Below are 25,972 nucleotides of genomic sequence, written 5' to 3' on the forward strand. Positions count from 1 at the left end.
TGATAAATGATGAAGTACAGACAACGGCAAACGCTCGTTGCCTTTTAAATGAGGGTGGAAACAATGGAATTATCAGATGCATATATACAATCATTTATACAGCCACGTAATGAATTGCTTTTAGAAATGGAAGCATTTGCGGAGGAGCATCACGTACCGATCATGCAGCTAGCAGGTATTGATGCATTAAATCAACTTTTGCGTATTCAAAATCCGTCAAAAATTTTAGAGATAGGTACAGCAATTGGTTACTCTGCTATTCGTATGGCAGAGGCATTGCCTTATGTCCAAATTGTTACAATTGAACGTGATCAAGATCGTGTAGCAAGGGCAAAAGCCTATATTAAACGGTCGACTGTATCAGATCGAATTACGGTCATTGAGGGTGACGCTTTAGAAGTGGATGACGAGTCCATTAACACAACATTCGATGCGGTCTTTATTGATGCTGCAAAGGGACAATACCAACGCTTTTTTGAAAAATATGCACCTTTAGTAAAATCAGGTGGGGTATTGTATATCGATAATATGTACATGCATGGTTTGTCTGATTTAGAGTTGAAGGATGTTCCACGTCGTAAGCGAACAATGATTCGCAATTTAAAAAACTTCACGGATTGGATTATGCAGCACCCAGATTATACAAGTGCTTTTTTACCAGTCGGTGATGGTTTATTACTATGTTTGAAGAGGTGACTACTATGAAAAAACCAGAATTGCTTGTGACACCACAATCATTAGAACATATAAAAGCACTTTTAGCCGCTGGAGCAGATGCTTTTGTTATTGGTGAACAACAATTTGGTCTACGTCTAGCAGGAGAGTTCTCCGTTGAAGAAGTAGAAGAAGCGACAAAGCTTATTCACGAAGCGGGTAAAAAGGTATATGTTGCAGTCAATGCACTTTTCCATAATGAGAAGCTAGAGGCACTTGCTGATTATTTAAAAGAAATGCAACGGATCGGTGTGGACCGTTTAATCTACGGTGATCCAGCGGTTCTCATTATTCGCAGAGAGCAAGGTGTTACGATTCCGTTACATTGGAATCCAGAAACGACAGCTACAAACTGGTTTACGGCTAATTACTGGGGGAAACGTGGTGCAACGCGTGCCGTGTTAGCGCGTGAGCTTTCTCTTGATGAAGTATTAGAAATTAAAGAAAATACCGAAATGGAAATTGAAGTACAAGTACATGGCATGACATGTATGTTCCAATCAAAACGCCCATTACTCGGCCATTATTTCTTATATCAAGATAAAGTAATGGCTATTGAAAATCGCCAGGAAAATCGTAATATGTTCCTACATGATGATGAACGAAATAATAAATATCCAATATATGAAGATGTAAATGGTACACATATTTTCAGTCCAAATGATATGTGTATTATTGATGAACTAGGCGAATTATTTGAAGGTGGCATCGATGCTCTGAAAATTGAAGGTGTACTTCAAACGCCAGATTATGTAGTCGCGGTAACAGAAGCTTATCGAAAAGCGATCGATACGTATTTTGACGAATCAGAAGAGGCATATGAAGAAATAAAAGACGATTTATTAGCAAAAATTGAAGATATTCAACCAGCTATTAGACCATTAGATACAGGCTTTATCTTCAAGGAAACAGTTTACTAGGAGGGGACAATAACATGGCATTAGCGTTAGAGCAAAATGACAAAATCCGTGAGATTGTCAACGGTAAACGTGTCATTACTAAAAAACCAGAGCTACTTGCACCAGCTGGTAGCTTAGAGAAATTAAAAATAGCTGTCCATTACGGAGCAGATGCTGTATTTATCGGTGGGCGAGAGTTTGGTCTACGATCGAATGCGGATAACTTTTCAATTGAAGAGATGCGTGAAGGTGTAGAATTTGCCAATCAATATGGTGCGAAAATATATGTAACAACAAATATTTTTGCCCACAATGAAAATATGGATGGCTTAGAGCGTTATTTAAAGGATATTGAATCAGTGGGCGTAACTGGTATTATTGTAGCAGACCCGCTCATTATTGAAACATGTCGTACAGCAGCACCTAAGCTTGAAATTCACCTTTCTACTCAGCAATCATTGTCCAACTGGAAGGCCGTGCAGTACTGGAAAGAAGAAGGTTTACATCGTGTTGTATTAGCACGTGAAGTGGGCGGAGAAGAAATGAAGCTGATGAAGGAAAAGGTCGACATTGAAATTGAGGCCTTTGTTCATGGAGCAATGTGTATTGCCTACTCTGGTCGTTGCGTTCTTTCTAATCATATGACGGCTCGTGACTCAAACCGAGGGGGATGCTGCCAATCATGCCGTTGGGACTATGATCTATATGAATTAGAAGATGGGGAAGAAAAAGCACTTTTCGATGAGAGCCATGCACCATTTGCGATGAGTCCAAAAGATTTAAAATTAATTGAAGCGATTCCTCATATGATTGAGCTAGGTATCGACTCATTAAAAGTTGAAGGTCGTATGAAATCCATTCACTATGTAGCGACAGTTGTTTCTGTGTACCGTAAAGTGATTGATGCTTATTGTGCAGATCCTGATAACTTTAAAATTAAACGTGAATGGCTAGAGGAATTAGACAAATGTGCTAACCGTGATACAGCTGAAGCATTCTTCCATGATGCACCTGGCTTTGAGGAGCAGATGTTTGGTGTGCATGGTCGTAAAACAACCTATGAATTTGCTGGACTTATTTTAGAGCATGATCCAGAGACAAAAATAGTGACAATGCAACAGCGTAATTATTTTAAACCTGGTGACGAAGTAGAATTCTTTGGTCCTGAAATTGAGAATTTCAGTTTAACAATGGGTGAAATTTGGGACGAGGATGGCAATAGCCTAGATGCAGCTCGTCATCCATTACAAATTGTAAAATTTAAATGTGATACACCATTGAAGCCGCATAACATGATGCGAAAGGAGAATAACTAATGGCAGTGAAGCGCCCTGTTGTCATCGGAATCGCAGGTGGCTCATGCTCGGGAAAAACGAGTGTGACGCGCGCCATTTATGATGTTTTCCGTGAGCATTCTGTTGTGGTAATTGAACAAGATTTTTATTATAAGGATCAAAGTCATTTAACATTTGAAGAACGTTTAGGAACTAACTATGATCATCCGTTAGCTTTCGATAATGATTTATTAATTGAGCACATAAAAAAGTTGCTAGTGCGTCAACCAATTGAAAAACCTGTGTATGATTATGTCCAGCATACAAGGGCAGAAGAAGTTATACATGTTGAACCAGTAGATGTTATTATACTAGAAGGTATTCTAGTCCTTGAGGATGCTGATTTACGTGATTTAATGGATATTAAATTATTTGTGGATACAGATTCAGATTTACGTATTATTCGCCGTATTATGCGTGATATTAAAGAGCGTGGACGTACAACGGATTCGGTGATTGAGCAGTATTTATCAGCGGTTCGACCGATGCATAATTTATTTATTGAACCAACAAAACGTTATGCTGATATCATTATTCCTGAAGGTGGGGATAATGAGGTGGCGATTGATTTAATGGTAACGAAAATTAAAACTATTCTTGAAACCGACAACGTATTGTAATAAGATAGAGTGGTATTGACAATATTTACATGCATATTTTGAAAAAGCATGCATACTATTAGGTCAAAGCGTAATTTGAAAACGTTTAAAAATAATAAAATTCGATTAAATGCATCTTCCGTGCATTTAGTCGAGTTTTATGTTTTTATATTGAAGAAACAAGGAGTGAAGGACTTTGGCAAATGAAAAACAGTACCCTATGACAGCTGAGGGAAAACGTAAATTAGAAGAAGAATTAGTAAAATTAGAAACTGAAACACGAAAAGAAATCGTTGAACGCATTAAAATAGCACGTGATTTTGGAGATCTTTCTGAAAACGCTGAGTACGATTCTGCTAAAGAAGAACAAGCCTTTTTAGAAGGTCGTATTTCAACATTAAAATCAATGATTCGCAATGCAGTGATTATTTCTGAAGACGAGACAGATAACAGTGTAGTATCACTAGGGAAAACGGTTACATTCGTAGAAATCATCAATGGTAAGCCATCAACAGATGAAGAATCTTATACAATTGTTGGTTCTGCTGAGGCAGATCCTATGGAATTCCGTATTTCGAATGAATCACCGATTGCAAAAGGTCTACTTGGTCGTGCTGAAGGTGAAGAGGTTGTCGTTCAAACACCTGGCGGCGAAATGAAAGTGAAAATTGTCTCAATTAAATAATATGTATATGTACAAGCAGTTAGCCTTTGGCTGACTGCTTGTACCATTTTTAGCGTGATAACTATGTAGTAAAATAGTGAGTAGAATTATTTTGCAAGTGCTGTCGAACTTGATAGAATATTGCCTAGAGAGGGGGAGACATTATGAGTGAACGACAAACTCGAAGTGGTCGTCATTTGCAGCCATCTCGTAATAAAAAGCTAGATAAACTATTGAATGTTCTAATTGGTGTTGTGGTTGTACTCATTATTATCACAGCAACCTATGTGTTTAAATGGCAAGATGATGCAGATCAAGCAGTGAAAGAGGAACCCGTTCAAGAAGAACAGAGCGGTGATGATGAAAAAGAAGTAGAAAAAGAACCGACGGATGAAGAAAAAGAAGATCTTGCTGTAGAAGAAGATAAACCTTCAGAAGAAGAATCAGAACCTGAGACATCCCAGGAAGAACAAGGCACAGCAGAAGAATCAGCATCAGATAATCCTATTGTTGAGAAGGTCATCACGAATAAAAATTGGCAACCAACACCTACAACTCAAACAGGTCAGCATGTGTCTTCATATGACGACACGTCTGTAGACTGGGCTGAGAAAGTAGCAACAGTATCTACTGTGACAGGTATTGACCAAAGCAATATGATCATCTGGCGTATGCAAAATAATGGTGGTCCTAATTCATCCATTGCAACTGTTTCGACCAATGATAAATCTCAAATGTATCGTGTAAGCATGGAATGGGTTGATAATGAAGGGTGGAAGCCTGTGAAGCTAGAGCAACTAAATACATTAGAAGGCGCCTATTGACGAAAATCACTCTTTTGATTATTTTTAATAGAGTTGATAAAAGAAGGGAAGTAACAGTACATGAAAATTGCAGTAATTGGCGCAATGGAAGAGGAAGTGGAGCTTCTAAGAGCAGCATTAGACGATGCACACAGCACAACGATTGCAGGTAGTGAGTATACAACAGGAACTTTTGAAGGCAAGGAAGTCGTATTATTAAAAAGCGGTATTGGTAAAGTAAATGCTGCTATGTCTACGACAATTCTTTTACATGAGTTTAAACCAGATGTTGTCATTAATACAGGCTCTGCAGGTGGATATGATGAAGCTCTTGAGGTAGGCGCTGTCGTTATTTCTGATGAAGTTCGTCACCACGATGTGGATGTCACAATCTTTGGCTATGAAATTGGACAAATGGCTGGGATGCCAGCAGCATATAAATCAGATGAGAAATTGATGAAGGTAGCTGAGGAGGCTGTAAAGGCAGTTGGAGAGCACCAGTATGGCGTTGGTTTAATTTGCTCTGGGGATGCTTTTATGAATGATCCTGAACGTGTAGAGGCTGTTCGTCGCCATTTCCCTCAAATGAAAGCTGTAGAGATGGAAGCGGCTGCAGTTGCACAAGTTTGTTATCAATTTGCTACACCTTTTGTAGTCATTCGTGCATTATCAGATATTGCAGGTAAAGAATCGAATATTAGCTTTGATGAATTTTTACCAGTTGCTGCAAAACATTCGACACAAGTCGTATTAAAAGCAATTTCCTCACTATAAACTACACAGAATGGTCAAAATGTGTGGTTTATTCTGTGAGAAAAATCACAGTTGATACAAAAAACTAATGCTACACTGACATTAATAAATCTCTTCATAATAGAATGGGAGGCATTCATGATGTTATTTTTAACAGCAGGTGTAGTGATTATTACAACTTTAATAGGTACGTTGATTTCAGCAGAACTCTCTGAATCAGCACACTAGTATGACGGGAAAGCTCCTTTGCGACATAGTCATGTCGCAGGGGAGCTTTTTATATGCCATGAAATAGGCATATTCTTCCGTCATTGAAGGATTGAATTTTTTTCATAACCATTTTACAATATATTATTCAATAGTTTTTTGGTCTCGTTTATATAGTTGATAGAGTTTAATAAGTGCCCGTTTTTCAATGCGAGATACATAGCTACGTGAAATATTTAAGCGTGCTGCAATTTCCTTTTGCGTAAGTGCATCCTGTTGATTTAAGCCATAACGGAGTGTCACAATTTCGAGCTCACGTTCATCGAGCATATGCAAATAGTGGTATAGTTGTGCTACATGCTCTTTATGCTCTAGCTTCTCTGTGGCACTTTCTTCATCACACTGAAGTAAATCGCGAATTTGCAGTGCGTTCCCATCTTTATCAGTTCCAATCGGCTCAAATAGCGAAACGTCTTTTTGCACTTTCTTTTGGGTGCGTAGATGCATTAAAATCTCATTTTCAATGCAACGAGCTGCATATGTGGCAAGTCTAGTTTTTTTATCAGGGGTATAGCTCTCAACGGCTTTCATTAGTCCAATTGTTCCAATAGAAATATAATCATCGAGTTGCTCATGTTTTGGATGGAATTTTTTAACGACATGTGCGACAAGCCTCATATTACGTTCTATTAGATCAAGACGCGCCTGCTCATCGCCACCTAAAAATCGTTCAATACAAGCAGCTTCCTCTTCTTTTGAAAAGGGTTTATGGAATGTTTGCCCCTTTAAATAGCCAAGCAACGCAGGGATTTCAAGCCATAACTGCAACATCGATGTAAAAATTCCGCTCATTGAATGATTTCATCCTTTCCCCATTTTTCGACAGTATATGTTTAAAAGCCGTGGGAAATGAAAAAAGTGCAACAGCAAATGTGCTGTTACACTTTTTTTAACGTAAATGTACTAATCATGAGTAAAGCTAAAATGGGGAAAAGGAAAAGATAAAATGCCGGATGGAACGTATAAGCTGCGAAATACGTTAAAGTTAAGAACGTACCTGCGGCTGTAATTGGTAAACCTGTGAAATAACCGTTCGCTTCGCTAATATTGAAGCGAGCTAAACGCATCGCGCCACAGACGATAAATAATACGGCCATCATCATGCCGACAAAACCAAAATCAACTAGAACAACTTCATACATTAATAATGCAGGCGCCACACCAAATGATATAATATCACTCATAGAATCTAATTGTTTACCTAATTCTGACACTTGTCCGAGCGCTCTCGCTACCTTACCATCGTAGCGATCAAGAAGAGCTGCTATAAAGATAAACAAGACACTATAGCTATAGTATTCATGTAGAGTGGCCATAATAGCCGCGCCTCCAAAGGACATATTACTAATTGTTATGAAGTTAGCTGCGTGCGATTTCATTTTCTTAACCGTGGTATCCACCAACTTGTGATAAAAAAACAAGGGGGATCACTCCTTTGCACTTAAGATATTGTACCATTATACTTCGAATGCGAAAAAATTGACAGTCTAAATTAATGGATAGGGGTTTTACTGTATGAAAGAAAAACTATATCAACGCTTGATAGAACTAACGAATGGTAAGCAATCTTCCCATCTTTTGCAGACAATAGCAAAAGCGAAGTGGAGTAAACGTATAATACCAAGCTACATGAAGTTATACGATATTAACCTTGAAGAAGTTTCAAAAAAACAACAACAATTTTCATGTTTACATGATTTTTTTACAAGAGAACTTATTGAAGAAGCTCGACCTATTGAAAAAAATCCAACTGTCTATGCCAGCCCAGTGGACGCAAAAGTGGAATCCTTTGGACGTATTGAATGGGATATGACATTTCTTGTGAAGGGTAAGCCTTATGCATTACAAGATTTACTCGGCAATACAGAACGAGCTGCACAATATGCAGACGGACATTTTATTGTTTTTTATTTAAGTCCTGCTGATTACCATCGTATCCATAGCCCGATAGATGGAGAAGTCTTACGACAATATACACTTGGTCAGAAATCTTATCCTGTGAATCAGTTAGGTCTTACATACGGTAAAAAACCAATTTCTCATAATTATCGTTTAGTGACTGAGCTGAAAGCAGCAAATAATCAGCATGTTGCATTTATCAAAGTAGGTGCAACCTTTGTGAATTCCATTGTACTTACCAATACAACAACGAAATGGCAGAAAGGGCAGGAAGTTGGTTATTTCTCATTTGGTTCCACTGTTGTGATGCTGTTTGAAAAGGATACAATTAAATTTACGGATAATGTTGTAAAAGGAAGCCCAATTCGAATGGGTGAAGCCTTTGCAAATATGCTATAATGGTCGAATAATACGTTAAGATTAGGGGTCGCTATTTTGTATAATTTTTTATTACCGAACGAATTTGTGACGAATATTTTTGAAATTACGCCGGAAAAGTTACAAGAATTAGGGATTAGAGGAATCATTACGGATTTAGATAATACGCTTGTTGAATGGGATCGTCCAGATGCAACAGAAGAGCTAATCATTTGGTTACGCATTATGAAAGAATCAGGTATTCGTGTTATTATTGCGTCAAATAACAAGGAAGCTCGTGTAAAGCATTTTGCTGAGCCGTTAGGTATCCCTTATATTCACAAGGCGAAAAAGCCACTTCGTAATGCTTTTTATAATGCACTGATTCAACTAGGCTTACGTCCAAATGAAGTAGTAATGGTAGGAGATCAACTCCTTACGGATGTAATGGGCGCAAATCGCTTAGGCTTACACACAGTGCTCGTGAAGCCTGTTGCACAATCAGATGGGCTTGTAACAAAATTGAATCGTTTCATTGAACGTCGCGTATTTAATGATTTGAAACGAAAAGGAATTATAACTTGGGAGGAACAAGAATGATTGAAATGCCAAATTGTATTGGCTGTGGTACAACAATTCAAACAGAAGATAAAACAGCAGTTGGGTATGCACCCCCATCATCATTAGAAAAGGATGTGGTCATTTGCCAGCGTTGCTTCCGTTTGAAAAATTACAATGAAATTCAACCAGTATCGTTAACAGATGACGATTTTTTACGTATTTTAAATGGTCTTGGCACACAGCAAGGCTTAATCGTAAAAATTGTTGATATATTTGATTTTAATGGAAGCTGGCTACCTGGGCTTCATCGTTTTGTAGGGAAGAATCCTGTCCTATTGATTGCCAACAAAGCTGATTTATTACCAAAGTCTGTGAAGCCAAAAAAAGTTATCAACTGGCTGAAACGTGAAGCAAAGGCTCTTGGACTACAGCCTGTCGATGTCCTATTAGTCAGTGCCCATAAAGGCAAAGGGATGGCAGAAGCAATGGAAGCCATCGATGAATATCGTAAAGGACAAAATGTATATGTTGTTGGCTGTACAAATGTTGGGAAATCTACGTTCATTAACCGAATTATTAAGCAGGCAACAGGTGAGGGTGAAGTGATTACAACCTCACATTTCCCAGGTACTACTTTAGACATGATTGATATTCCATTGGATGATGGTAGTGCATTATATGATACGCCAGGTATTATTAATCATCATCAAATGGCTCATCATATTGATGCCAGTGAATTAAAATATATTATGCCGAAAAAAGAAATTAAGCCGAAAGTCTATCAACAAAATGCTGGGCAAACTCTATTTATTGGTGCATTAGCAAGATTTGATTTTATTCAGGGTGATCGTTCTGCCTTTATCATCCATGTGGCAAATGATTTACCAATTCATCGTACAAAGCTTGAGAAGGCAGATGCGTTATATGAAGAGCATAAAGGAGAATTATTGGCACCCCCAACTGCGGACTTTATTGACCAGTTACCGCCATTGGTTCGTCACGAATTTTCCATCAAAGAAGCGAAAACAGATGTAGTATTTTCTGGGCTTGGCTGGATTACCGTTCAACATGCGAATGTAGTAGTAGCAGCTTACGCACCAAAAGGTGTACAAGTTTCAATTCGTCCTTCGCTGATCTAAATGGAGGACATAGTAGAGAGAGGGACTAGGAAATGAAGAAATGGTTTGCAGTTATGGGTGATCCAATTGAACATTCAAAATCACCTGCCATGCACAATGCTTGGTTTGAGGACATGTCAATTGATGCGACATATATTCCTTTACATGTAACGCCTGATCAATTAGAATCTGCTGTTGCTGGTTTGAAGACATTAGGGGCAAGTGGCTGGAACGTGACCATTCCTCATAAAACAGCAATCATTCCGTATCTAGACGAGCTAGATGAGCTGGCACAAAAAATGGGCGCAGTGAATACAGTCGTACGAACAACAGAAGGAAAGCTGAAAGGCTATAATACAGATGGTATTGGATTTGTTCGATCACTGGAAGAAGCCGTTGGGGTTTCTCATAAAGACAAGCCTGTATTACTTGTTGGTGCTGGAGGTGCTGCTCGAGGCATTGCCTTTGCTATGCAGCAACAAGGCTATCGTCATGTAACCATCGCCAATCGTACGGTGACGAATGCACAAATGATTATTGATGAAATGGGTATGGGACGTGCCATTTCATTACAACAAGCGGAAGAAACGCTAGCTGATTTCAGCATTATTGTGCAAATGACATCAGCTGGCCTTTCCACGGGCAATTTTTCAATACCATTTTCATTAGATCGGCTGATGAAAGAAGCAATTGTTGCGGATATTGTGTATAATCCATTAATGACGCCTTTTTTACAAGCGGCTGAAGAAAAAGGAGCAACGATTGTCACTGGCTTAGGAATGTTTGTCCATCAAGGAGCCATCGCTTTTGAACACTGGTTAGGAAACTATCCAAATACAAATTCAATGATTGCGCAACTGAAGGCGCAATTAGGAGGAAACTAATTTTTATGTTAACAGGTAAACAGAAACGTTTTTTACGTGCAGAAGCACACCATTTAACACCTATTTTCCAAGTGGGAAAAGGTGGCGTTAATGATGAAATGACAAAGCAAATTCGCGAGGCATTAGAAGTACGTGAATTGATTAAAGTACGTATTTTAGATAACTGTGAAGAGGATAAACATGAAGTCGCAGAAGCATTAGCCACAGGCGCTCATGCGGAGCTTGTCCAATTAATCGGTCTGACAGTTGTTTTATATAAAGAGTCCCGCAATCATAAAAAGATTGTATTACCAAAAGTAACGAAATAAGGTGAGACGATGAAAAGGGTCGGTTTACTTGGAGGTACATTTAACCCACCACATATGGGTCATCTTTTAATGGCAAATGAAGTATTTCATGCGCTAGAACTTGATGAAATCCGCTTTATGCCTAATGCCATCCCACCACATAAGAATGCACGTTTTGATGCTAGTAATGTTGAACGACTTGAAATGGTAAAACGTGCGATTCGTCCATTTCCTTATTTTTCAGTAGAGTCGTATGAGCTTGAGAAGGGTGGCGTATCCTATTCCTATGAGACACTTTCTGCATTGTGTAGAAGAGAGCCGAATGTGAAATTTTACTTTATCATCGGTGGCGATATGATTGATTCGCTACATACATGGCATTGTATAGATGATTTAGTGAAACTTGTTCAGTTTGTCGGAGTAAAGCGTCCAGGGACAGCCGCGGCAACAGAGTACCCTATACGTATGGTGGAAATACCTCAAATCGATTTATCGTCCACACTGATTCGTGAACGCCTGGCTACAGGAGGAACGGTGACATTTCTACTACCAGAAGCTGTAGAGACGTTCATACGAGAGGAAGGTCTTTATGGAACGCGAACAGTATTTAGCGGCGATTAAGCCAAGAATGCCTGAAAAACGTTATATTCATACAGTCGGAGTGATGGAAACGGCCATCAACCTAGCTCATAAATATGGCGAGGACGTAAAAAAAGCTGAAACAGCAGCTATCCTCCATGATATTGCTAAATATGCTGATATTGAGTGGATGGAGAATATCGTTCGTGATGAAAAATTAGATGAAAGACTAATTGGATGGGGTAGTGAATTACTACATGGTCCAGTAGGTGCATATATAGCACAAAGTGAGTTTGGTATCACAGACGAAGAGCTGTTGAATGCTATTCGTTTCCATACAACTGGGCGGGCTAATATGAGCCGTTTAGAAAAAATTATTTTTGTCGCAGATATGATTGAACCGAACCGTCGATTTGATGGAGTTGATCGTCTGCGCAAAAAAGCACAAAAAAATTTGGATAAGGCGATGAGTGCATGTGTACGCCATACTTTGGCATTTTTAATTGACACAAAGCAGCCGATTTATCCTTTATCTATAGAATGTTATAACGATATGATGAACAGAGAGGATAGTGAAGGATGACTTCAACTTTATTACAAGCAGCGTACAAAGCAATTGACGACAAACATGGTGAGGATATTGTCGTTTTAAATATGCAAGGAATTTCCCTTTTAGCAGATTATTTTATCATTGCTCATGGTAACTCAGATCGCCAAGTGCAAGCCATTGCACGCGAATTACAGGATGTAGCTGAACAACAAGGCTATGAAATTCGCCGTGTCGAAGGATTTGATGGAGCTCGTTGGGTACTAGTTGACCTAGGCGATGTTGTGGCACATGTATTCCATAAGGATGAGCGTGCTTATTATAATTTAGAGCGTCTTTGGGGCGATGCACCGCAACTAGACATGCCAGAGGCCTAAGTGAGTTACGAACGCTTTGCTCATGTCTATGATGAGCTGCAAACGGATATTCCTTACAATCTTTATGTAGATTGGGTTGTACAGCATGCACCAAGCAGCCAGTACCCAAAACTGTTGGATATTGGTTGTGGCACTGGTGTACTTAGCTTGTTATTTGCAAAGTCTGGTTATCAAGTCAGTGGAATCGATTTATCAGAAGAGATGCTGTCCATTGCCGCAGAACGCTTTGCTGGTGCAGGCTACCATGCACCATTATACTGTATGTCTATGGTCGAACTAGATGGCTTTGAGGAAATCGATGTTGTCACAATCACAATTGATTCCTTGAATTATGTGGTAGAGGAGCACTCTGTTTATACGACATTAGAACGTATCTATACGTCGTTGCGTGATGGAGGTCAGCTGTTTTTTGATGTTCACTCGTTATTTAAAATGAATGAGATTTTTTTAGATGGTCCGTTCACGTATGATGATGGTGACATTAGTTATATATGGCATACGGAGCCTGCCGACTTTGAACATTCGGTTATTCATCAAATGACCTTTTATGTACGAGATGACGCAAGTGAATTATATGAACGCTTTGATGAGGAGCACGTGCAACGTACTTACACTATCGAGCAGTATATGGCTTGGTTGCATGCCATCGGTTTTAGTCATGTGGAAATTACAGCAGACTTTACAGATGAGGCACCTGACGAGGAAAGTGAACGCATTTTTATTCGTGCGCTGAAATAAAGAAAAGGGAGCTACACTGTGTAATACGCAGTGTGGCTTTTTTGATGGATAGAAAAGCTAAAGTAGTGGATAGAAAGATTAAAGTAGCGGATAGAACACTTGAACAGGCGGATAAAGAGGCTAAATTGTCGGATAAAACTGGATATAACTAAGAAGATAGCTCTCTTCAACAGGTAAATTGAAACTTCTGACGTTTTTTTATCATTTTCAACCACCCATCCATAGTGTAAGATATATATAACTCCATATGATGACCTTTCGCAAGGAAAGGATGGTACTGTGCTACAATCTTTATGGCAAAAGTACAAAAAAAGTATGTTATTCCCCAGCATACTAGTCGTCAGTGGACTTTGTTACTTCTATTTTTCGAGTTCTGACTCTTCACCTCCCCAAGAAGAGCTCATCGAAACAATCCAACCTATTGAAGAAAAAAATTTGAGTGAATCTGCTGAGGAAGCGGTTATGCAGCAGGTATTTGTGGAAATAAAGGGTGCTGTAATGTATCCAGGCGTTTATGAACTTGAGCAAGACCAACGTATAAAAGATGTTGTACAGCTTGCTGGTGGCTATACAGAGGATGCTGACACACAATTTATCAATCATGCCCAAAAGGTACAGGATGAAATGGTAATCTATATTCCTCTCAAAGGCGAACAGCTAGAGGAAGGAGCCTCTTCTCTGTTAACGCTACCTACTGAGACTAATAAGGAGCAAAAGATTAATATCAATAAAGCTGATGTAGCAACGTTAGCAACATTGCCAGGAATCGGTCCTTCTAAAGCACAAAGTATCCTTACGTATCGAGAGGAAAATGGGCAGTTTCAAACCATAGATGACTTAAAAAATGTTAGTGGTATTGGTGATAAAACATTTGAAAAGCTAAAGGATGCGATTACTGTAAAGTAATGCTTTTACAGGATGGTATATTGACGCCCCTTTTCTAAAAGGGCTACACTGTAGTAGAAAAGCAAGAGAAAGTTAATTAGTTAGACAATTTTTGGAGGTAGTCATATGGAGCGAATTACTTGGGATCAATTTTTTATGGCACAAAGCCATTTACTCGCATTACGTAGCACATGTACAAGACTAGCTGTAGGAGCAACTGTTGTACGGGACAAACGCATCATTGCAGGTGGTTATAACGGTTCCATTACAGGGGACGAGCATTGTATCGAAAAAGGGTGCTATGTGGTTGATAATCATTGCGTCCGTACCGTGCATGCTGAAATGAATGCCTTACTGCAATGTGCTAAATATGGAACACCGACAAAAGGTGCTGATTTGTATGTAACACATTTTCCATGTTTACCATGTACAAAATCTATCATTCAAGCTGGCATAGAACGTGTGTATTACGCAACGGATTATAAAAATAATCCATATGCACAGGAGTTATTTGCAAAAGCTGGAGTGGAAGTAGTTCATGTACCCTTTGATGAACGTAAAATTGATTTTTTACGAGATGACAAACTAGCTTTGTATACAGAAATGCTGCACGAGCTTCGCGAGAGTGGGGTATCTGCTGAAAAATTGCTCCCATATGAACAGAAGGTGAGTGCATTATTTGGCATCAAGCTTTAAAGCATAGATGGATTATGGTAGCTCTTGCTGTATTGATAGCTGCTATTGCAGTATACAAATCAGCATGGCTACTCATTTTTTTACTGCTACTAGTCCTGTGGCTCACCATAAAAGGTGAGTCACGTTTTCTTGCAATTTTTGTGCTAACTAGTGGTCTACTAACTTATTTTTTCCTTTCTATCAATCATCTGACGGAACCTTCCCCTTTACCGTCAACCTTCCCTATAACTTGGTCAAGTGACTATAAAATAAACGGGCAAAAACTCCGTGGGTTTGCTACAACAACAAATGGCCAAAAACTTTACGTAGTTTATACCTTTTCCTCGGAACAAGAGAAAAATTTTTATGAAAATACCTCATTAACTGGAATGACGTATTCTGCAAAAGGTGAACTCGTGACTCCCTCTCCATCTGCCCATGCTTATGCCTTTTCCATGTCAAACTATTTAACGAGCAAAGGAGCAACAGGCGTTGTTGAAATCACGAATTGGCATTATGTAGGAAAACGAACCTCCATCTTCACTATTCTTGCCGAAGTAAGACACAATATGAAAAAGCATATAGAGAGGACTTTTCCAAAATCACTTGTAGCAGAGGCTCAAGCACTTTTAATAGGGGTGCAAGATCAGATGGAGGATGAACTGCAGCGTGCCTATCAAAAGCTTGGTATTACCCATTTATTTGCAATTTCTGGGCTACATGTCGCGCTGATGTCTTGGCTCTTTTTTGAAGGATTACTTAGAATAAGAGTTCGCAAGGAAATGGCTACTGTCGTGCTATTGATCCTCTTACCGGTTTATGGAGTCATTGCAGGGGGAGCACCTTCCGTATGGCGTGCTGTTTCTGTAGTAGAATTGATGATGTTACTGCGCTTTTTTAAGTGGGTTCTTTCGATCGATGATGCATTAGCTATTAGCTTTATAGGCTTTGTTTTGCTTGAGCCAGGTGTTATTTTCCAAATTGGTTTCCAGCTATCCTATTTAGCAACCGCTAGTCTTCTTTATTCTGGTATTATTTTTAAGCAGACAAGAACTTGGCTAGGTCGTTCTTTTTTTATCACATTCGTGTGCCAACTGCTCGTTTACCCACTATTACTCCATCATTTTTATGAATTATCTTTATCCTCGTTTTTTGTCAATATTGTTTTTGTTCCACTGTTTTCCTTTATTATATTACCCTTTAACATGATTGCCTTTGTGCTATCTTATCTTTCTTTACCACTTGCTAATGTCCTATTTGCTGGCTATGAACCACTACGTAATTGGCTGACCGAAGTAATCTTTTATATGCAAGAGCTTCCTTGGCAATTATGGTCACCAGGCAAACCATCTATTTGGCTGAGTTGCGTGGCGATGATAAGTGTTTTAGTAAGCTTCTATTATTTGGAAATAAAAAGGTTCAGGAAAGCTATTTTGATCCTTGTCATCCCTGTTATTTGGATTCATTTGGCACCCATGTTGTATAACGAAACAAAGATTACCTTCTTAAATGTAGGGCAAGGAGATAGTATTGTCATTGAATTGCCTTTTAGACGGGCTGTCTATGTTATAGATACAGGTGGAGTATTGCGCTTTGAGCAGGCATCGTGGAAGAAAGCAGATAGTCCATATGAGGTAGGGAAGCAAGTTGTCGTCCCATTTTTAAAAGGCAAGGGAATACGAACTATCGATATTTTTATTGCTTCGCATGCAGACGCAGATCATATTGAAGGAGCAGAGGAAGTCTTACAAGAGATTAACATGAAGGAAATACACGTTACACCTGGTTCATTGAATGAGCCTTTAATGGATGATTTATTGCGAGAAGCAAATAAGCGACATATTCCTATTAAAGAAAAAATGAAGGGGACATCGTGGCATGTAGGGGATACAGATTTTTATTACTTATGGCCTGATGACGCCTTGTATGAGGGAAATGATGATTCTCTTGTCCTGTACATGCAGCAAAAGGCGTTTACAGCGTTATTTACAGGGGATTTGGAGCAATATGGCGAACAACAGCTGATCAAGCGTTATGGACCTTTATTGGCCAATCTCACATTGCTGAAGGCAGGGCATCATGGGAGTAAGACATCAAGCACAGAAGCTTTTGTCGAGCTGCTACAGCCCCAATTAACGGTTTTTAGTGCAGGTCTCCATAATCGTTATGGTCATCCACATGAAGAAGTAGTACAACGTTTTGTCAGTAGAGATTTAGTGACATGGACAACAGGGGTGAATGGATCAATCGAAATACGTATTCGTGATAATCGCTGGTCCGTTAGCGTAAATGAAAAGGGCCTTGTCCAATGACCAAGGCCCTTCTCCTGCATAAGTCCAATTACTGTGATACAAATTCTACTATAGTTGCAATAATAAACATAAGCGTGAAAACGCCAAATGATACACCGAAGCCAACACCAGAATCGATGGCATCGTTACGTCGACATTGTATGTTTTTTCCTTCAAATGGATTCATTGTTATCCCTCCAATTCTGTTATTTATTATAAGACAACATGGTCATAAAAGCTATATCGAAAAGGTGATTTCCCCGTCTGGCAAGGAATCGACACAATTCGGTCAAAGACACAAAGGACTATGAAATCATGTATACTAATAGTATTGCTAGATGGAGGGGAAATTATGATTTCAACGGTTTGGAATACAATAAAAAAAGGTGAGCTTGCACCAGTATATTTGCTTGTTGGTGAAGAAAGCTATTTTATAGATGAAACCATTAAACGTTTAAAAGAGGCATTGGGTCCAGAAGAAGATCTGGAGATGTCGACATTTGATTTAGAAGAAGTACCAGTAGATGCAGTCATGGATGAAGCAGATACCATTCCTTTTTTCTCAGAACGTAAGCTTATTATTGCTAAAAATGCTTCATTTTTAAAAGCAACCGAGAAAGGGAAGGAAAAAATCGATCATGATGTGAAACGATTGGAAACATGGTTGTCGAATCCTTCTGATTTTTCCGTAACGGTTTTTATTGCTCCTTATGAAAAATTGGATGAGCGCAAAAAAGTGACTAAAATGATGAAAGAGCATGCATTATTTGTACAAGCAGAAACACCAAAAGAGCAGGATTTAGCCGTATGGATTCAAGGCATTGTCAAAACACAAGGTAATAGCATTACACAAGATGCTATTGAATTGCTTGTTACAATGGTCGGAGCCAACATGCTACAATTACAGATGGAAATTGACAAGCTAACCCTTTATTTAGGTGATGGTGGCGAAATTACAACTTCTTTAGTGGAGGATTTGGTGGCAAAAACATTAGAGCAAGATGCCTTTAAAATGCTTAACGCATATTTGGCAAATGACTCTGTCGGAGCCTTGTCTATCTATCATGATTTATTGCGACAAAAACAAGAACCTATTATGTTAGTGGGCTTGCTAGCATCCAATGTTCGTACCATGTCAAATGTTTTTTATTTATTGAAAAAAGGTTATCACCCTCAACAAATCGCTAAAAATTTAAAAATTCATCCGTATCGCGTCAAACTTATGATTGAGCAACGGCATCGGCCTTCAGAAGAAAATTTGCTACGGGCATTATATCAATTAGCAGAGGTTGATTTACAGCTAAAATCGTCTGGTGGAAATCGAGAGCGCTATCTAGAGCTATTTTTATTGCGCCAACTATAGGCAAAGAAAGCTGTCCAATAAGGGCAGCTTTTTATGTTCTCTATAAAATTAAAAAGATCAGCTACTCCTAATAGAGTATCTGATCCTTTAAACAATTACGCTTTTTTAGCAAGGCGAGACTTTTTACGAGCCGCCGCGTTTTTGTGGATAAGTCCTTTTGAAGCTGCTTTATCTAAAGATTTGAAAGCTGCTTGTAAAAGTTCTTGTTTGTTTTCAGCGTTAGCAGCAACAGCGTTTTCAGCTTTTTTCACTGTAGTACGCATTGCAGATTTAGCTTGAGAATTAGCAATGTTAGCTTTTTCGTTAACTTTTACGCGTTTAATCGCAGATTTAATGTTTGGCATATATTTCACCTCCTAAATTAGGTACGAGATGATATCTTCTCATTGATTTCTTGTGTCAATACAACAAAAATCATTTTAACAAACGCTTGGCCAAATTGCAATAGATAAATGCAAAGAATATTTACTTGACAGTTTGAACAAACTACAGCTTGAGGTGAACTGTATGCAAAATTTTAATTGGCAACGAACAGATTTAATCGATGAATCAGAAGAGGTAGTTGTCCATCAGACCAAAGAGCAAAAAGAAAAGCTTGAACAATCAAGTGGCATTCAAATTGAAGATCGGAATGCTGGTAGAGTAAAAATTACAGATGTTCTTGTAGATGCTGAAGGGGAAAAGCAAATTGGTAAAAAAGAAGGGCAGTATATTACCCTTTCTGTCCCGACACTAACATTAGAAGATCAAGAAGGCTTTGCACAACTTGAAAAAGAATTGCTTGTAAATTTCAAAAAAATGCATGACGCACTTTCTTGGCAAGAAGACGATAAAATTTTAATAGTCGGTTTAGGAAATCGCACTATAACACCCGATGCAATAGGTCCATATTTAATTGACCATTTGCATAGTTTAGATGTCATTGATGAAAAATTTGTCATGTATGCTCCTGGTGTAACAGGACAAACAGGCTACGAAACAGGTGAGTTTGTGGCTGCTATTGCTGAACGTTTGCAACCGAAATTAATCATTGTAGTAGATGCACTTGCTACAAGAGCGAGTAATCGACTCTGTAAAACGATTCAATTAACAGATACAGGCATACATCCAGGTTCAGGAGTAGGCAATCAACGGCAAGAGATTTCCTATGAGATGCTTGGCATTCCCGTAACAGCAATAGGGATCCCTACTGTAGTAGATGCACCTGTATTAATTGCGGATGCGGTAGAAACTATGCTACGTTCGATAGCTGCTCGTGTGGCTGAACGCAGTAAACCGTCATCAAAGCTTTCATTATCCTCATGGCAACCAGATATCAACAAGGAACTGGATATGACATTAGTACAACCTATATTTGGAGAATGGGCGACATGGACGAAGGAGGAGCGGCAGCAGCTGTTTGAGGAAACCTTCGCTGGCTCACACACACAACTGATGGTTACACCAAAAGAAGCAGACTATTGGATTGATCGCTATGCAAAATTAGTGGCTTCTATGCTAATGAATTGGGCAAGTGATTTATAAAATAATGAAGAAACAACGCAAAGAGTAGTCCTTCTAAAACACGCTTATTTATGCGTAAAACAAGAAATTTATTTTCGTTCTAATTAACATCCCCCCTCCATACGATATGGGGAGGAGGGTGTGACTTTGCTAAAAAAACTACAATGGTCATTTGGTATATTATTGTTCTTTTTCGTATTACCTGTCATTGCTGGGCAACTTCCGTTCAACAAGCAAGCATCGACTCCGATCAAACAATCAGAAGATAAGCAAGTCGTGTTTGCTGCTACCAATTTAGCTGAACAAAGTGTACTGGAACAAACGAAAGAACCTGAACCAGATCAAGCCCTAGACCCGGACCCATTTAAAGTGTTAGTGTTATTTACCCATACGCATGAAGCATATGAACCTATGGTGAAAGCAGTGAGTGGTAAGGTAGCGACTTCTCATGAAACGGTCAATATTATGAGCCTGAAGGATAAGATTGTGAATCATTTTAATGTAAATGGTTTAAAGACGGATGTTCTTGATGTAGATATTATGAAGAAATTACAAGAAGAAGGTAAAGGCTATCATGAATCTTATAATGTGATGAGGCCATATTTAAGTAAGCATTTAGAAACAAATAATTATGATTTAATAGTTGATTTACATCGTGACTCATTAAAACATGATCTTACAACGATCTCATATAATGGGGAAAATTATGCGAAAATCGCTATTGTTGTTGGGGCAGAACATGCTAATTACCGCTGGAATACAGCCTATGCTGAAAGTTTATCATCCACACTAAACGCCATTGTTCCGAAAATTTCCAAAGGTGTTATTTCTAAAAGTGGTGATGGGGTTGATGGGCGATACAATCAGGATTTAGCAAAGCAAATGATGATTATTGAGATTGGTGGAATTGGTAATACTGAGGAAGAGGTTAATCGTACGATTGCTGTAATTGGTAAGGCAATATCAAAAGCGTTTGTCAATGATTCAACAAAATAGACCAATCATATTAAAAAGTGGGACTCTTGTGGGCTCACTTTTTTAATATTGTATGATAATAAAATTTCCAGAAATAATTCTCATTAATTGTCTTTCCATTGCTCCATTCTTGTCTTATAATTTTCAAGTTGGCTCGCGAATTTCATGATAAAACGTTAAATGAAGGCATATGCAAATAAAGCAAACTTACTTTTGGAGTATATACCATTTTTGGGAATGCCTCTATAGCAAATATACATATGATTTTTTAGAAGACTAAAAATGATAACGTTTCATTTTTCTCTCAAACTTTTATCGTATTTCAATCGTCAAACATATAAGTGAATAAGCAAAAATAATAGAGAGGGGATGGTTATCAATCCAAAAGGTTCTATTACGTGACAACAGGTTTTATCTTGATGCAGAAGGGAATACCTTCAAAAAGCGATACTCCTTGTAGCATTTGGATGTAACTAACATCATTTAACCAAAGCCGTGTGCGGTTATTACAGATTGTGACAGCGCTTTTAGATTGACTTCTACTTTGTACAGCTAGAAAAAACCAACACATTATACCGAAACGAAATTGAGAGATTATTGAAGGAAGGAATAGTATGTCAGGCAAGTCATTAAATCATCGTTATATTCCTGGACTAGACGGGATTCGAGCATTGGCTGTATTAGCAGTTATTGCTTATCATTTTAACTTCAGTTGGGCTAGAGGTGGCTTTTTAGGAGTAGATATCTTCTTTGTATTATCGGGCTATTTAATCACCTCTACCATCTTACCTTTAAAGGGCAATCAATTAACAGTCAGCTTAAAGAAATTTTGGGTGGGACGATTTAGAAGGCTACTACCAGCTGCCTACGTTATGATTGTTACATCATTTGTTTGGGCAATGCTCTTTCATAAAGAGCTTCTCCATACTTTGCGCGGGGATGCATTGTCCTCCATTTTTTATTCAAGTAATTGGTGGTTCATTTTTCATAAACTCTCTTATTTTGATAGTTTCGGTTCTCCATCACCTTTAAAAAACCTATGGTCATTAGCTATTGAAGAACAATTTTACTTGATATGGCCATTGCTCTTAATGATTGGACTTTTTGTTGTTAAAAAACAAAATAAACTAGCAAATATCATCTTTTGTGGTGCCCTTTGTTCAGCATTCGTAATGGCGTTACTCTATCAGCCAGGCGCTGATCCTAGTCGTGTTTATTATGGAACGGACACACGTTGTTTTGAATTATTAATAGGCTGTTGGCTAGCACTCGTTTGGCCAATGAAAAGATTATCTTCTCAAAAATTATCAGCGAACCATGTGAAGAAACTAAATACGATGAGTTTCATTGCACTTACTATTTTTTTAGTAAGCATAGTGTATGTGGATGAATATCAATCCTTTCTTTATAGAGGAGGCATGTTTTTATTTTGCTTGAATGCTGCTGTTTTGATTGCATGTATTTCTCATCCAGTCAGCATACTAGGAAAAATATTAGCATGGAAGCCATTAAGTTGGATAGGCTCTCGTTCCTACGGCATTTATCTATGGCATTATCCTGTCATGGTTTTAGGGACACCTATTCATGAAATTGGAAATCCTTCCTATTGGCGAATATTCCTGCAGCTTTTACTAATCCTGATGATTGCAGAGCTATCCTATCGCTTCATTGAAATGCCCATCCGGAAAGAAGGGTTCCGAGTCTATTGTCAAAAATATCTGATTTGTAATAAAAACAAGTGGGGAAGCCTTACTTTTCCACGAAAAATATCAACGGTTATGGTTCCTCTTTTTCTGCTTGTATTTTTCACAGGCATGACAGGTGTAGTGGGTGAAAGTCAGCAAAACCCATCTAAAACGCTGCCAACAACGATAAAAATTAATGGCGAAGAGCCTACAGCCAATCTGAACAAGCAGGACAAACAAGCTGAAGCCTCTACCGACAAGCCTTCTCAAAGTAAGGATGAGGGAGTAGAGGATGTTCAAAAGATAGAAACACCTAAGCAAGAAGAAAATAACACCATTATAGAGCCTGAAAAGGATGAGTTTTATCGTGGCATACTAGCCATTGGTGACTCCCTAATGATTGATATTGCACCGAGCTTACATAATATGTATCCGACTATTACAATCGATGGAAAAATAGGCCGTCAAGTTTCGCAAGCTGTAAAACTTGCACCAAATTATGCAAGTTTTAATCAACCTAATCATGCTGTCATTCTACAATTGGGGACAAATGGTTATTTTACGACTGACCAAATGGATGCACTCCTTGAAGCTTTTTCAAATGCCGATATTTATCTAGTGAATACACGTGTGCCGCGATCTTGGGAAGCAAAGGTGAATGAAGCTTTACTGCAAAAAGCACAGGAACATGAGCGAATAACACTAATTGACTGGCATGCAGCAGCAATCAATCACCCTGAATACTTTGCCCCTGACGGTGTACATTTAGAGAAAAAAGGGATAGAAGTTTTAACAAAGCTCATTCAACAAGCCTTAAATAAATAAAATAAAAAAGGTCAGTATACACAGTTTTGTCTGCGTAGCTGACTTTTTCTATATCTTAGAAAGGGAGCTATTTGCTCTACCTCTATTAGTTGTTCCTGTATGGTAAGCTTGATATTTGATCTGTTCCATTATATGGAAGATGGTGCGATGTCCATTCTTTCTTTTACTAATCATAGTTTAGGTTTATAAAAATGGGATTGTGTTCACGCTTTTTAGCAATATGGATGATGATATCTTTTGGAGATAGCGTGCTTTTCTTGGTTGATCAGGCGAAGATTCATCCATCGAACCTCTCCTCATGTCGAGTAGACGCATTTTCATTTCAACTGCTACACATCGAGTACTACTATAGCTGATTTGTCTGCATTTATATACTTAATACTGTAAAATTTAAAAACGACATGAAACACTGAAAGTATTGATATTATAGGCTTTCAAGTCTAGTTGCTGTTGTACTTTGCGTTATGTTCATAGTATAATTCATTATAGTTTAATTAGGAGTGGAAAAGATGAACCGAGAAGCACGTTTAAAACGACAAGAGAATATACGAAATTTCTCTATTATTGCACATATTGACCATGGGAAATCAACGCTTGCTGACCGTATTTTAGAGCAAACAAAATCTTTAACTTCCCGTGAGATGAAGGCACAGCTCCTCGACTCAATGGATTTAGAGCGTGAGCGAGGCATTACAATTAAGTTAAATGCAGTTCAATTAAAGTACGAAGCAAAAGACGGCGAAGTGTATACATTTCATTTAATCGACACACCAGGACACGTCGATTTCACATATGAAGTATCACGTAGTTTAGCTGCTTGTGAGGGTGCCATATTAGTTGTGGACGCAGCACAAGGTATTGAAGCACAAACACTAGCAAATGTTTACTTAGCACTTGACAATGATTTAGAAATTTTACCTGTAATCAATAAAATTGATTTACCTGCAGCTGACCCTGAACGTGTACGTCAAGAAGTAGAAGACGTTATTGGATTAGATGCATCTGAAGCAGTATTAGCGTCTGCGAAAGCAGGTATTGGTATCGAGGATATTTTAGAGCAAATCGTAGAGAAGGTACCAGCGCCAACTGGTGATCCAGATGCACCACTACAAGCTTTAATTTTTGACTCTGTTTATGATGCTTATAAAGGTGTTATCATTTCGATTCGTGTCATCAATGGTACTGTCAAGCCTGGCGATAAAATTCGTATGATGGCAACAGGTGCGGAATTCGAAGTTATTGAAGTTGGGGTACATACACCAAAAGTTGTGCCACAGGCTGAGTTAACAGTGGGTGATGTAGGTTATTTAACCGCATCTATCAAAAATGTAGGGGACACACGTGTAGGGGATACTGTAACCTATGCAAATCGTCCTGCAGCTGAGCCATTAGCTGGTTATCGCCGTTTGAACCCAATGGTCTACTGTGGTTTGTATCCAATTGATACAGCCAAATACAACGATTTACGTGAAGCGTTAGAAAAGCTAGAGTTAAATGATTCTGCTCTACAATATGAGCCAGAGACATCGCAAGCACTTGGTTTTGGTTTCCGCTGTGGATTCTTAGGATTACTACATATGGAAATTATTCAGGAGCGTATTGAGCGTGAATTTAATATCGACTTAATTACAACAGCACCTTCCGTAATTTACAATGTTCATATGACAGATGGTACTGAGCTGAAAGTCGATAACCCTTCCTTTATGCCAGACCCGCAAAAAATCGATCGTGTCGAGGAACCATATGTGAAAGCAACAATCATGGTACCAAATGATTATGTGGGAGCGGTTATGGAACTTTGTCAAATGAAGCGTGGTAATTTCATGACGATGGATTATATTGATACATCGCGTGTAAGTATTATTTATGAAATGCCATTATCAGAAATTGTCTATGATTTCTTTGACTATTTAAAATCAAATACAAAGGGCTATGCATCATTTGACTATGAACTTATTGGTTACCAGCCATCGAAATTAGTGAAAATGGATATTTTATTAAATGGTGAGCAAGTCGATGCCCTAAGCTTTATCGTACACCGTGACTTTGCCTACGATCGAGGTAAAATCATCGTAGAAAAATTAAAAGAATTAATCCCACGCCAACAATTTGAAGTACCAATTCAAGCAGCAGTTGGACAAAAAATCGTGGCGCGTTCAACAATTAAAGCCATCCGTAAAAACGTATTAGCGAAATGTTATGGTGGAGATATTTCCCGTAAACGAAAACTTCTTGATAAACAAAAAGAAGGTAAAAAACGTATGAAACAAGTAGGCTCAGTCGAAGTCCCTCAAGAGGCATTCATGGCTGTGCTGAAGATGGATGATTCGAAGTAATATTGATATAACAGGGTTTATAGGGGTTTTTAATAATTGATTTTATATCAATTT

The 25,972-nt window shown here is 38.5% G+C and carries 28 protein-coding genes; 24 read left to right on the forward strand and 4 right to left on the reverse strand.

Annotation, left to right across the window (positions count from 1 at the left end; genetic code table 11):
* Positions 1-63 precede the first annotated feature (63 nt).
* From VK91_RS08255 to mtnN, 7 genes are all read left to right on the forward strand, one after another.
* Positions 64-696 (forward strand): O-methyltransferase, encoded by a 633-nt coding sequence (locus VK91_RS08255; protein WP_048392144.1) that lies wholly within the window; start codon positions 64-66, stop codon positions 694-696.
* Positions 697-701: 5 nt separating this feature from the next.
* A complete protein-coding gene (locus VK91_RS08260) occupies positions 702-1,634 on the forward strand; it encodes a peptidase U32 family protein (protein ID WP_048392145.1) in 933 nt (310 codons plus the stop codon).
* Positions 1,635-1,648: 14 nt separating this feature from the next.
* On the forward strand, positions 1,649-2,929 hold the full coding sequence (locus VK91_RS08265) for a U32 family peptidase (protein ID WP_048392146.1): 1,281 nt from the start codon (positions 1,649-1,651) through the stop codon (positions 2,927-2,929).
* Complete coding sequence (gene udk, locus VK91_RS08270; RefSeq protein ID WP_004226858.1) at positions 2,929-3,567, forward strand: uridine kinase; 639 nt, start codon at positions 2,929-2,931, stop codon at positions 3,565-3,567. Before VK91_RS08265 ends, udk begins: the two co-directional genes overlap by 1 nt.
* Positions 3,568-3,742: 175 nt before the next feature.
* Positions 3,743-4,231: a transcription elongation factor GreA gene (gene greA / locus VK91_RS08275; RefSeq protein ID WP_016994160.1), complete on the forward strand. Its 489-nt coding sequence runs from the start codon at positions 3,743-3,745 to the stop codon at positions 4,229-4,231.
* Positions 4,232-4,374: 143 nt separating this feature from the next.
* Positions 4,375-5,034: a YrrS family protein gene (locus VK91_RS08280; RefSeq protein WP_048392147.1), complete on the forward strand. Its 660-nt coding sequence runs from the start codon at positions 4,375-4,377 to the stop codon at positions 5,032-5,034.
* 60 nt (positions 5,035-5,094) lie between these two features.
* A complete protein-coding gene (mtnN, locus tag VK91_RS08285; protein ID WP_016994157.1) occupies positions 5,095-5,787 on the forward strand; it encodes a 5'-methylthioadenosine/S-adenosylhomocysteine nucleosidase in 693 nt (230 codons plus the stop codon).
* 330 nt (positions 5,788-6,117) lie between these two features.
* Here the strand turns inward: mtnN and sigK are convergent, their stop codons facing one another.
* Complete coding sequence (gene sigK / locus VK91_RS08295; protein WP_004226867.1) at positions 6,118-6,825, reverse strand: RNA polymerase sporulation sigma factor SigK; 708 nt, start codon at positions 6,823-6,825, stop codon at positions 6,118-6,120.
* Positions 6,826-6,911: 86 nt separating this feature from the next.
* The gene (pssA, locus tag VK91_RS08300) at positions 6,912-7,412 is read right to left on the reverse strand and encodes a CDP-diacylglycerol--serine O-phosphatidyltransferase (protein ID WP_048392670.1); all 501 of its coding nucleotides are present in this window, start codon (positions 7,410-7,412) and stop codon (positions 6,912-6,914) included.
* Positions 7,413-7,548: 136 nt separating this feature from the next.
* On the opposite strand from pssA, the gene VK91_RS08305 reads away from it, so the two are divergent.
* The 12 genes from VK91_RS08305 (at position 7,549) to VK91_RS08360 (ending at position 17,252) form a co-directional block, all read left to right on the forward strand.
* Entirely contained in the window at positions 7,549-8,331 is a 783-nt protein-coding gene (locus tag VK91_RS08305; protein ID WP_048392148.1) for a phosphatidylserine decarboxylase, read from the forward strand.
* Between the two features lie 36 nt (positions 8,332-8,367).
* Complete coding sequence (locus tag VK91_RS08310; RefSeq protein ID WP_016994153.1) at positions 8,368-8,889, forward strand: YqeG family HAD IIIA-type phosphatase; 522 nt, start codon at positions 8,368-8,370, stop codon at positions 8,887-8,889.
* Positions 8,886-9,989, forward strand: coding sequence for a ribosome biogenesis GTPase YqeH (gene yqeH / locus VK91_RS08315; RefSeq protein ID WP_048392149.1), 1,104 nt, complete (start codon positions 8,886-8,888; stop codon positions 9,987-9,989). Before VK91_RS08310 ends, yqeH begins: the two co-directional genes overlap by 4 nt.
* 32 nt (positions 9,990-10,021) lie before the next feature.
* Complete coding sequence (aroE, locus tag VK91_RS08320) at positions 10,022-10,852, forward strand: shikimate dehydrogenase (RefSeq protein ID WP_048392150.1); 831 nt, start codon at positions 10,022-10,024, stop codon at positions 10,850-10,852.
* Between the two features lie 5 nt (positions 10,853-10,857).
* The gene (gene yhbY, locus VK91_RS08325; protein WP_048392151.1) at positions 10,858-11,160 is read left to right on the forward strand and encodes a ribosome assembly RNA-binding protein YhbY; all 303 of its coding nucleotides are present in this window, start codon (positions 10,858-10,860) and stop codon (positions 11,158-11,160) included.
* A 9-nt stretch (positions 11,161-11,169) separates the two neighbouring features.
* Entirely contained in the window at positions 11,170-11,760 is a 591-nt protein-coding gene (locus VK91_RS08330) for a nicotinate-nucleotide adenylyltransferase (protein WP_048392152.1), read from the forward strand.
* On the forward strand, positions 11,729-12,301 hold the full coding sequence (gene yqeK / locus VK91_RS08335; protein WP_048392153.1) for a bis(5'-nucleosyl)-tetraphosphatase (symmetrical) YqeK: 573 nt from the start codon (positions 11,729-11,731) through the stop codon (positions 12,299-12,301). The genes VK91_RS08330 and yqeK overlap by 32 nt, the downstream gene beginning before the upstream one ends.
* Positions 12,298-12,642, forward strand: a complete 345-nt coding sequence (gene rsfS, locus VK91_RS08340; RefSeq protein WP_004226890.1) for a ribosome silencing factor — start codon at positions 12,298-12,300, stop codon at positions 12,640-12,642. The genes yqeK and rsfS overlap by 4 nt, the downstream gene beginning before the upstream one ends.
* Positions 12,643-13,380, forward strand: a complete 738-nt coding sequence (locus VK91_RS08345; protein ID WP_048392154.1) for a class I SAM-dependent methyltransferase — start codon at positions 12,643-12,645, stop codon at positions 13,378-13,380. It abuts the gene before it with no gap.
* Between the two features lie 279 nt (positions 13,381-13,659).
* Positions 13,660-14,286 (forward strand): helix-hairpin-helix domain-containing protein, encoded by a 627-nt coding sequence (locus VK91_RS08350; RefSeq protein WP_048392155.1) that lies wholly within the window; start codon positions 13,660-13,662, stop codon positions 14,284-14,286.
* 105 nt (positions 14,287-14,391) lie between these two features.
* Positions 14,392-14,961: a ComE operon protein 2 gene (locus VK91_RS08355; protein WP_004226897.1), complete on the forward strand. Its 570-nt coding sequence runs from the start codon at positions 14,392-14,394 to the stop codon at positions 14,959-14,961.
* A gap of 14 nt (positions 14,962-14,975) precedes the next feature.
* Positions 14,976-17,252, forward strand: a complete 2,277-nt coding sequence (locus VK91_RS08360; RefSeq protein WP_048392156.1) for a DNA internalization-related competence protein ComEC/Rec2 — start codon at positions 14,976-14,978, stop codon at positions 17,250-17,252.
* A gap of 28 nt (positions 17,253-17,280) precedes the next feature.
* On the opposite strand, the gene VK91_RS22410 is transcribed toward VK91_RS08360, so the two are convergent.
* Positions 17,281-17,418 (reverse strand): YqzM family protein, encoded by a 138-nt coding sequence (locus VK91_RS22410; protein WP_004226902.1) that lies wholly within the window; start codon positions 17,416-17,418, stop codon positions 17,281-17,283.
* Between the two features lie 165 nt (positions 17,419-17,583).
* Here VK91_RS22410 and holA point away from each other — a divergent pair, with 165 nt between their 5' ends.
* Positions 17,584-18,594 (forward strand): DNA polymerase III subunit delta, encoded by a 1,011-nt coding sequence (holA, locus tag VK91_RS08370; RefSeq protein WP_048392157.1) that lies wholly within the window; start codon positions 17,584-17,586, stop codon positions 18,592-18,594.
* Between the two features lie 95 nt (positions 18,595-18,689).
* On the opposite strand, the gene rpsT is transcribed toward holA, so the two are convergent.
* The gene (gene rpsT / locus VK91_RS08375; protein WP_004226906.1) at positions 18,690-18,938 is read right to left on the reverse strand and encodes a 30S ribosomal protein S20; all 249 of its coding nucleotides are present in this window, start codon (positions 18,936-18,938) and stop codon (positions 18,690-18,692) included.
* A gap of 163 nt (positions 18,939-19,101) precedes the next feature.
* Here rpsT and gpr point away from each other — a divergent pair, with 163 nt between their 5' ends.
* The 4 genes from gpr (at position 19,102) to lepA (ending at position 25,918) form a co-directional block, all read left to right on the forward strand.
* Positions 19,102-20,118: a GPR endopeptidase gene (gpr, locus tag VK91_RS08380; protein ID WP_048392158.1), complete on the forward strand. Its 1,017-nt coding sequence runs from the start codon at positions 19,102-19,104 to the stop codon at positions 20,116-20,118.
* Between the two features lie 120 nt (positions 20,119-20,238).
* Positions 20,239-21,093: a stage II sporulation protein P gene (gene spoIIP / locus VK91_RS08385; protein ID WP_225340378.1), complete on the forward strand. Its 855-nt coding sequence runs from the start codon at positions 20,239-20,241 to the stop codon at positions 21,091-21,093.
* A 593-nt stretch (positions 21,094-21,686) separates the two neighbouring features.
* On the forward strand, positions 21,687-23,582 hold the full coding sequence (locus VK91_RS08390; RefSeq protein WP_048392159.1) for an acyltransferase family protein: 1,896 nt from the start codon (positions 21,687-21,689) through the stop codon (positions 23,580-23,582).
* A gap of 509 nt (positions 23,583-24,091) precedes the next feature.
* Positions 24,092-25,918, forward strand: coding sequence for a translation elongation factor 4 (gene lepA / locus VK91_RS08395; protein ID WP_004226914.1), 1,827 nt, complete (start codon positions 24,092-24,094; stop codon positions 25,916-25,918).
* The last annotated feature ends 54 nt before the right edge of the window (positions 25,919-25,972 follow it).

The organism is Lysinibacillus sp. LK3, assembly GCF_001043675.1.
Lineage (GTDB): Bacteria > Bacillota > Bacilli > Bacillales_A > Planococcaceae > Lysinibacillus > Lysinibacillus capsici.

Bases quoted from the DNA above. Each gene is read 5' to 3' on its own strand.
- aroE (WP_048392150.1), top strand. From the start codon at position 10,022: ATGAAGAAATGGTTTGCAGTTATGGGTGATCCAATTGAACATTCAAAA.
- holA (WP_048392157.1), top strand. From the start codon at position 17,584: ATGATTTCAACGGTTTGGAATACAATAAAAAAAGGTGAGCTTGCACCA.
- yqeH (WP_048392149.1), top strand. From the start codon at position 8,886: ATGATTGAAATGCCAAATTGTATTGGCTGTGGTACAACAATTCAAACA.
- VK91_RS08260 (WP_048392145.1), top strand. From the start codon at position 702: ATGAAAAAACCAGAATTGCTTGTGACACCACAATCATTAGAACATATA.
- VK91_RS08330 (WP_048392152.1), top strand. From the start codon at position 11,170: ATGAAAAGGGTCGGTTTACTTGGAGGTACATTTAACCCACCACATATG.
- yhbY (WP_048392151.1), top strand. From the start codon at position 10,858: ATGTTAACAGGTAAACAGAAACGTTTTTTACGTGCAGAAGCACACCAT.
- mtnN (WP_016994157.1), top strand. From the start codon at position 5,095: ATGAAAATTGCAGTAATTGGCGCAATGGAAGAGGAAGTGGAGCTTCTA.
- gpr (WP_048392158.1), top strand. From the start codon at position 19,102: ATGCAAAATTTTAATTGGCAACGAACAGATTTAATCGATGAATCAGAA.
- sigK (WP_004226867.1), bottom strand. From the start codon at position 6,825: ATGAGCGGAATTTTTACATCGATGTTGCAGTTATGGCTTGAAATCCCT.
- VK91_RS08390 (WP_048392159.1), top strand. From the start codon at position 21,687: ATGTCAGGCAAGTCATTAAATCATCGTTATATTCCTGGACTAGACGGG.
- VK91_RS08255 (WP_048392144.1), top strand. From the start codon at position 64: ATGGAATTATCAGATGCATATATACAATCATTTATACAGCCACGTAAT.
- rsfS (WP_004226890.1), top strand. From the start codon at position 12,298: ATGACTTCAACTTTATTACAAGCAGCGTACAAAGCAATTGACGACAAA.
- VK91_RS08355 (WP_004226897.1), top strand. From the start codon at position 14,392: ATGGAGCGAATTACTTGGGATCAATTTTTTATGGCACAAAGCCATTTA.
- lepA (WP_004226914.1), top strand. From the start codon at position 24,092: ATGAACCGAGAAGCACGTTTAAAACGACAAGAGAATATACGAAATTTC.
- rpsT (WP_004226906.1), bottom strand. From the start codon at position 18,938: ATGCCAAACATTAAATCTGCGATTAAACGCGTAAAAGTTAACGAAAAA.
- udk (WP_004226858.1), top strand. From the start codon at position 2,929: ATGGCAGTGAAGCGCCCTGTTGTCATCGGAATCGCAGGTGGCTCATGC.
- pssA (WP_048392670.1), bottom strand. From the start codon at position 7,412: ATGAAATCGCACGCAGCTAACTTCATAACAATTAGTAATATGTCCTTT.
- VK91_RS08360 (WP_048392156.1), top strand. From the start codon at position 14,976: ATGGTAGCTCTTGCTGTATTGATAGCTGCTATTGCAGTATACAAATCA.
- VK91_RS08305 (WP_048392148.1), top strand. From the start codon at position 7,549: ATGAAAGAAAAACTATATCAACGCTTGATAGAACTAACGAATGGTAAG.
- VK91_RS08280 (WP_048392147.1), top strand. From the start codon at position 4,375: ATGAGTGAACGACAAACTCGAAGTGGTCGTCATTTGCAGCCATCTCGT.
- yqeK (WP_048392153.1), top strand. From the start codon at position 11,729: ATGGAACGCGAACAGTATTTAGCGGCGATTAAGCCAAGAATGCCTGAA.
- VK91_RS22410 (WP_004226902.1), bottom strand. From the start codon at position 17,418: ATGAATCCATTTGAAGGAAAAAACATACAATGTCGACGTAACGATGCC.
- VK91_RS08265 (WP_048392146.1), top strand. From the start codon at position 1,649: ATGGCATTAGCGTTAGAGCAAAATGACAAAATCCGTGAGATTGTCAAC.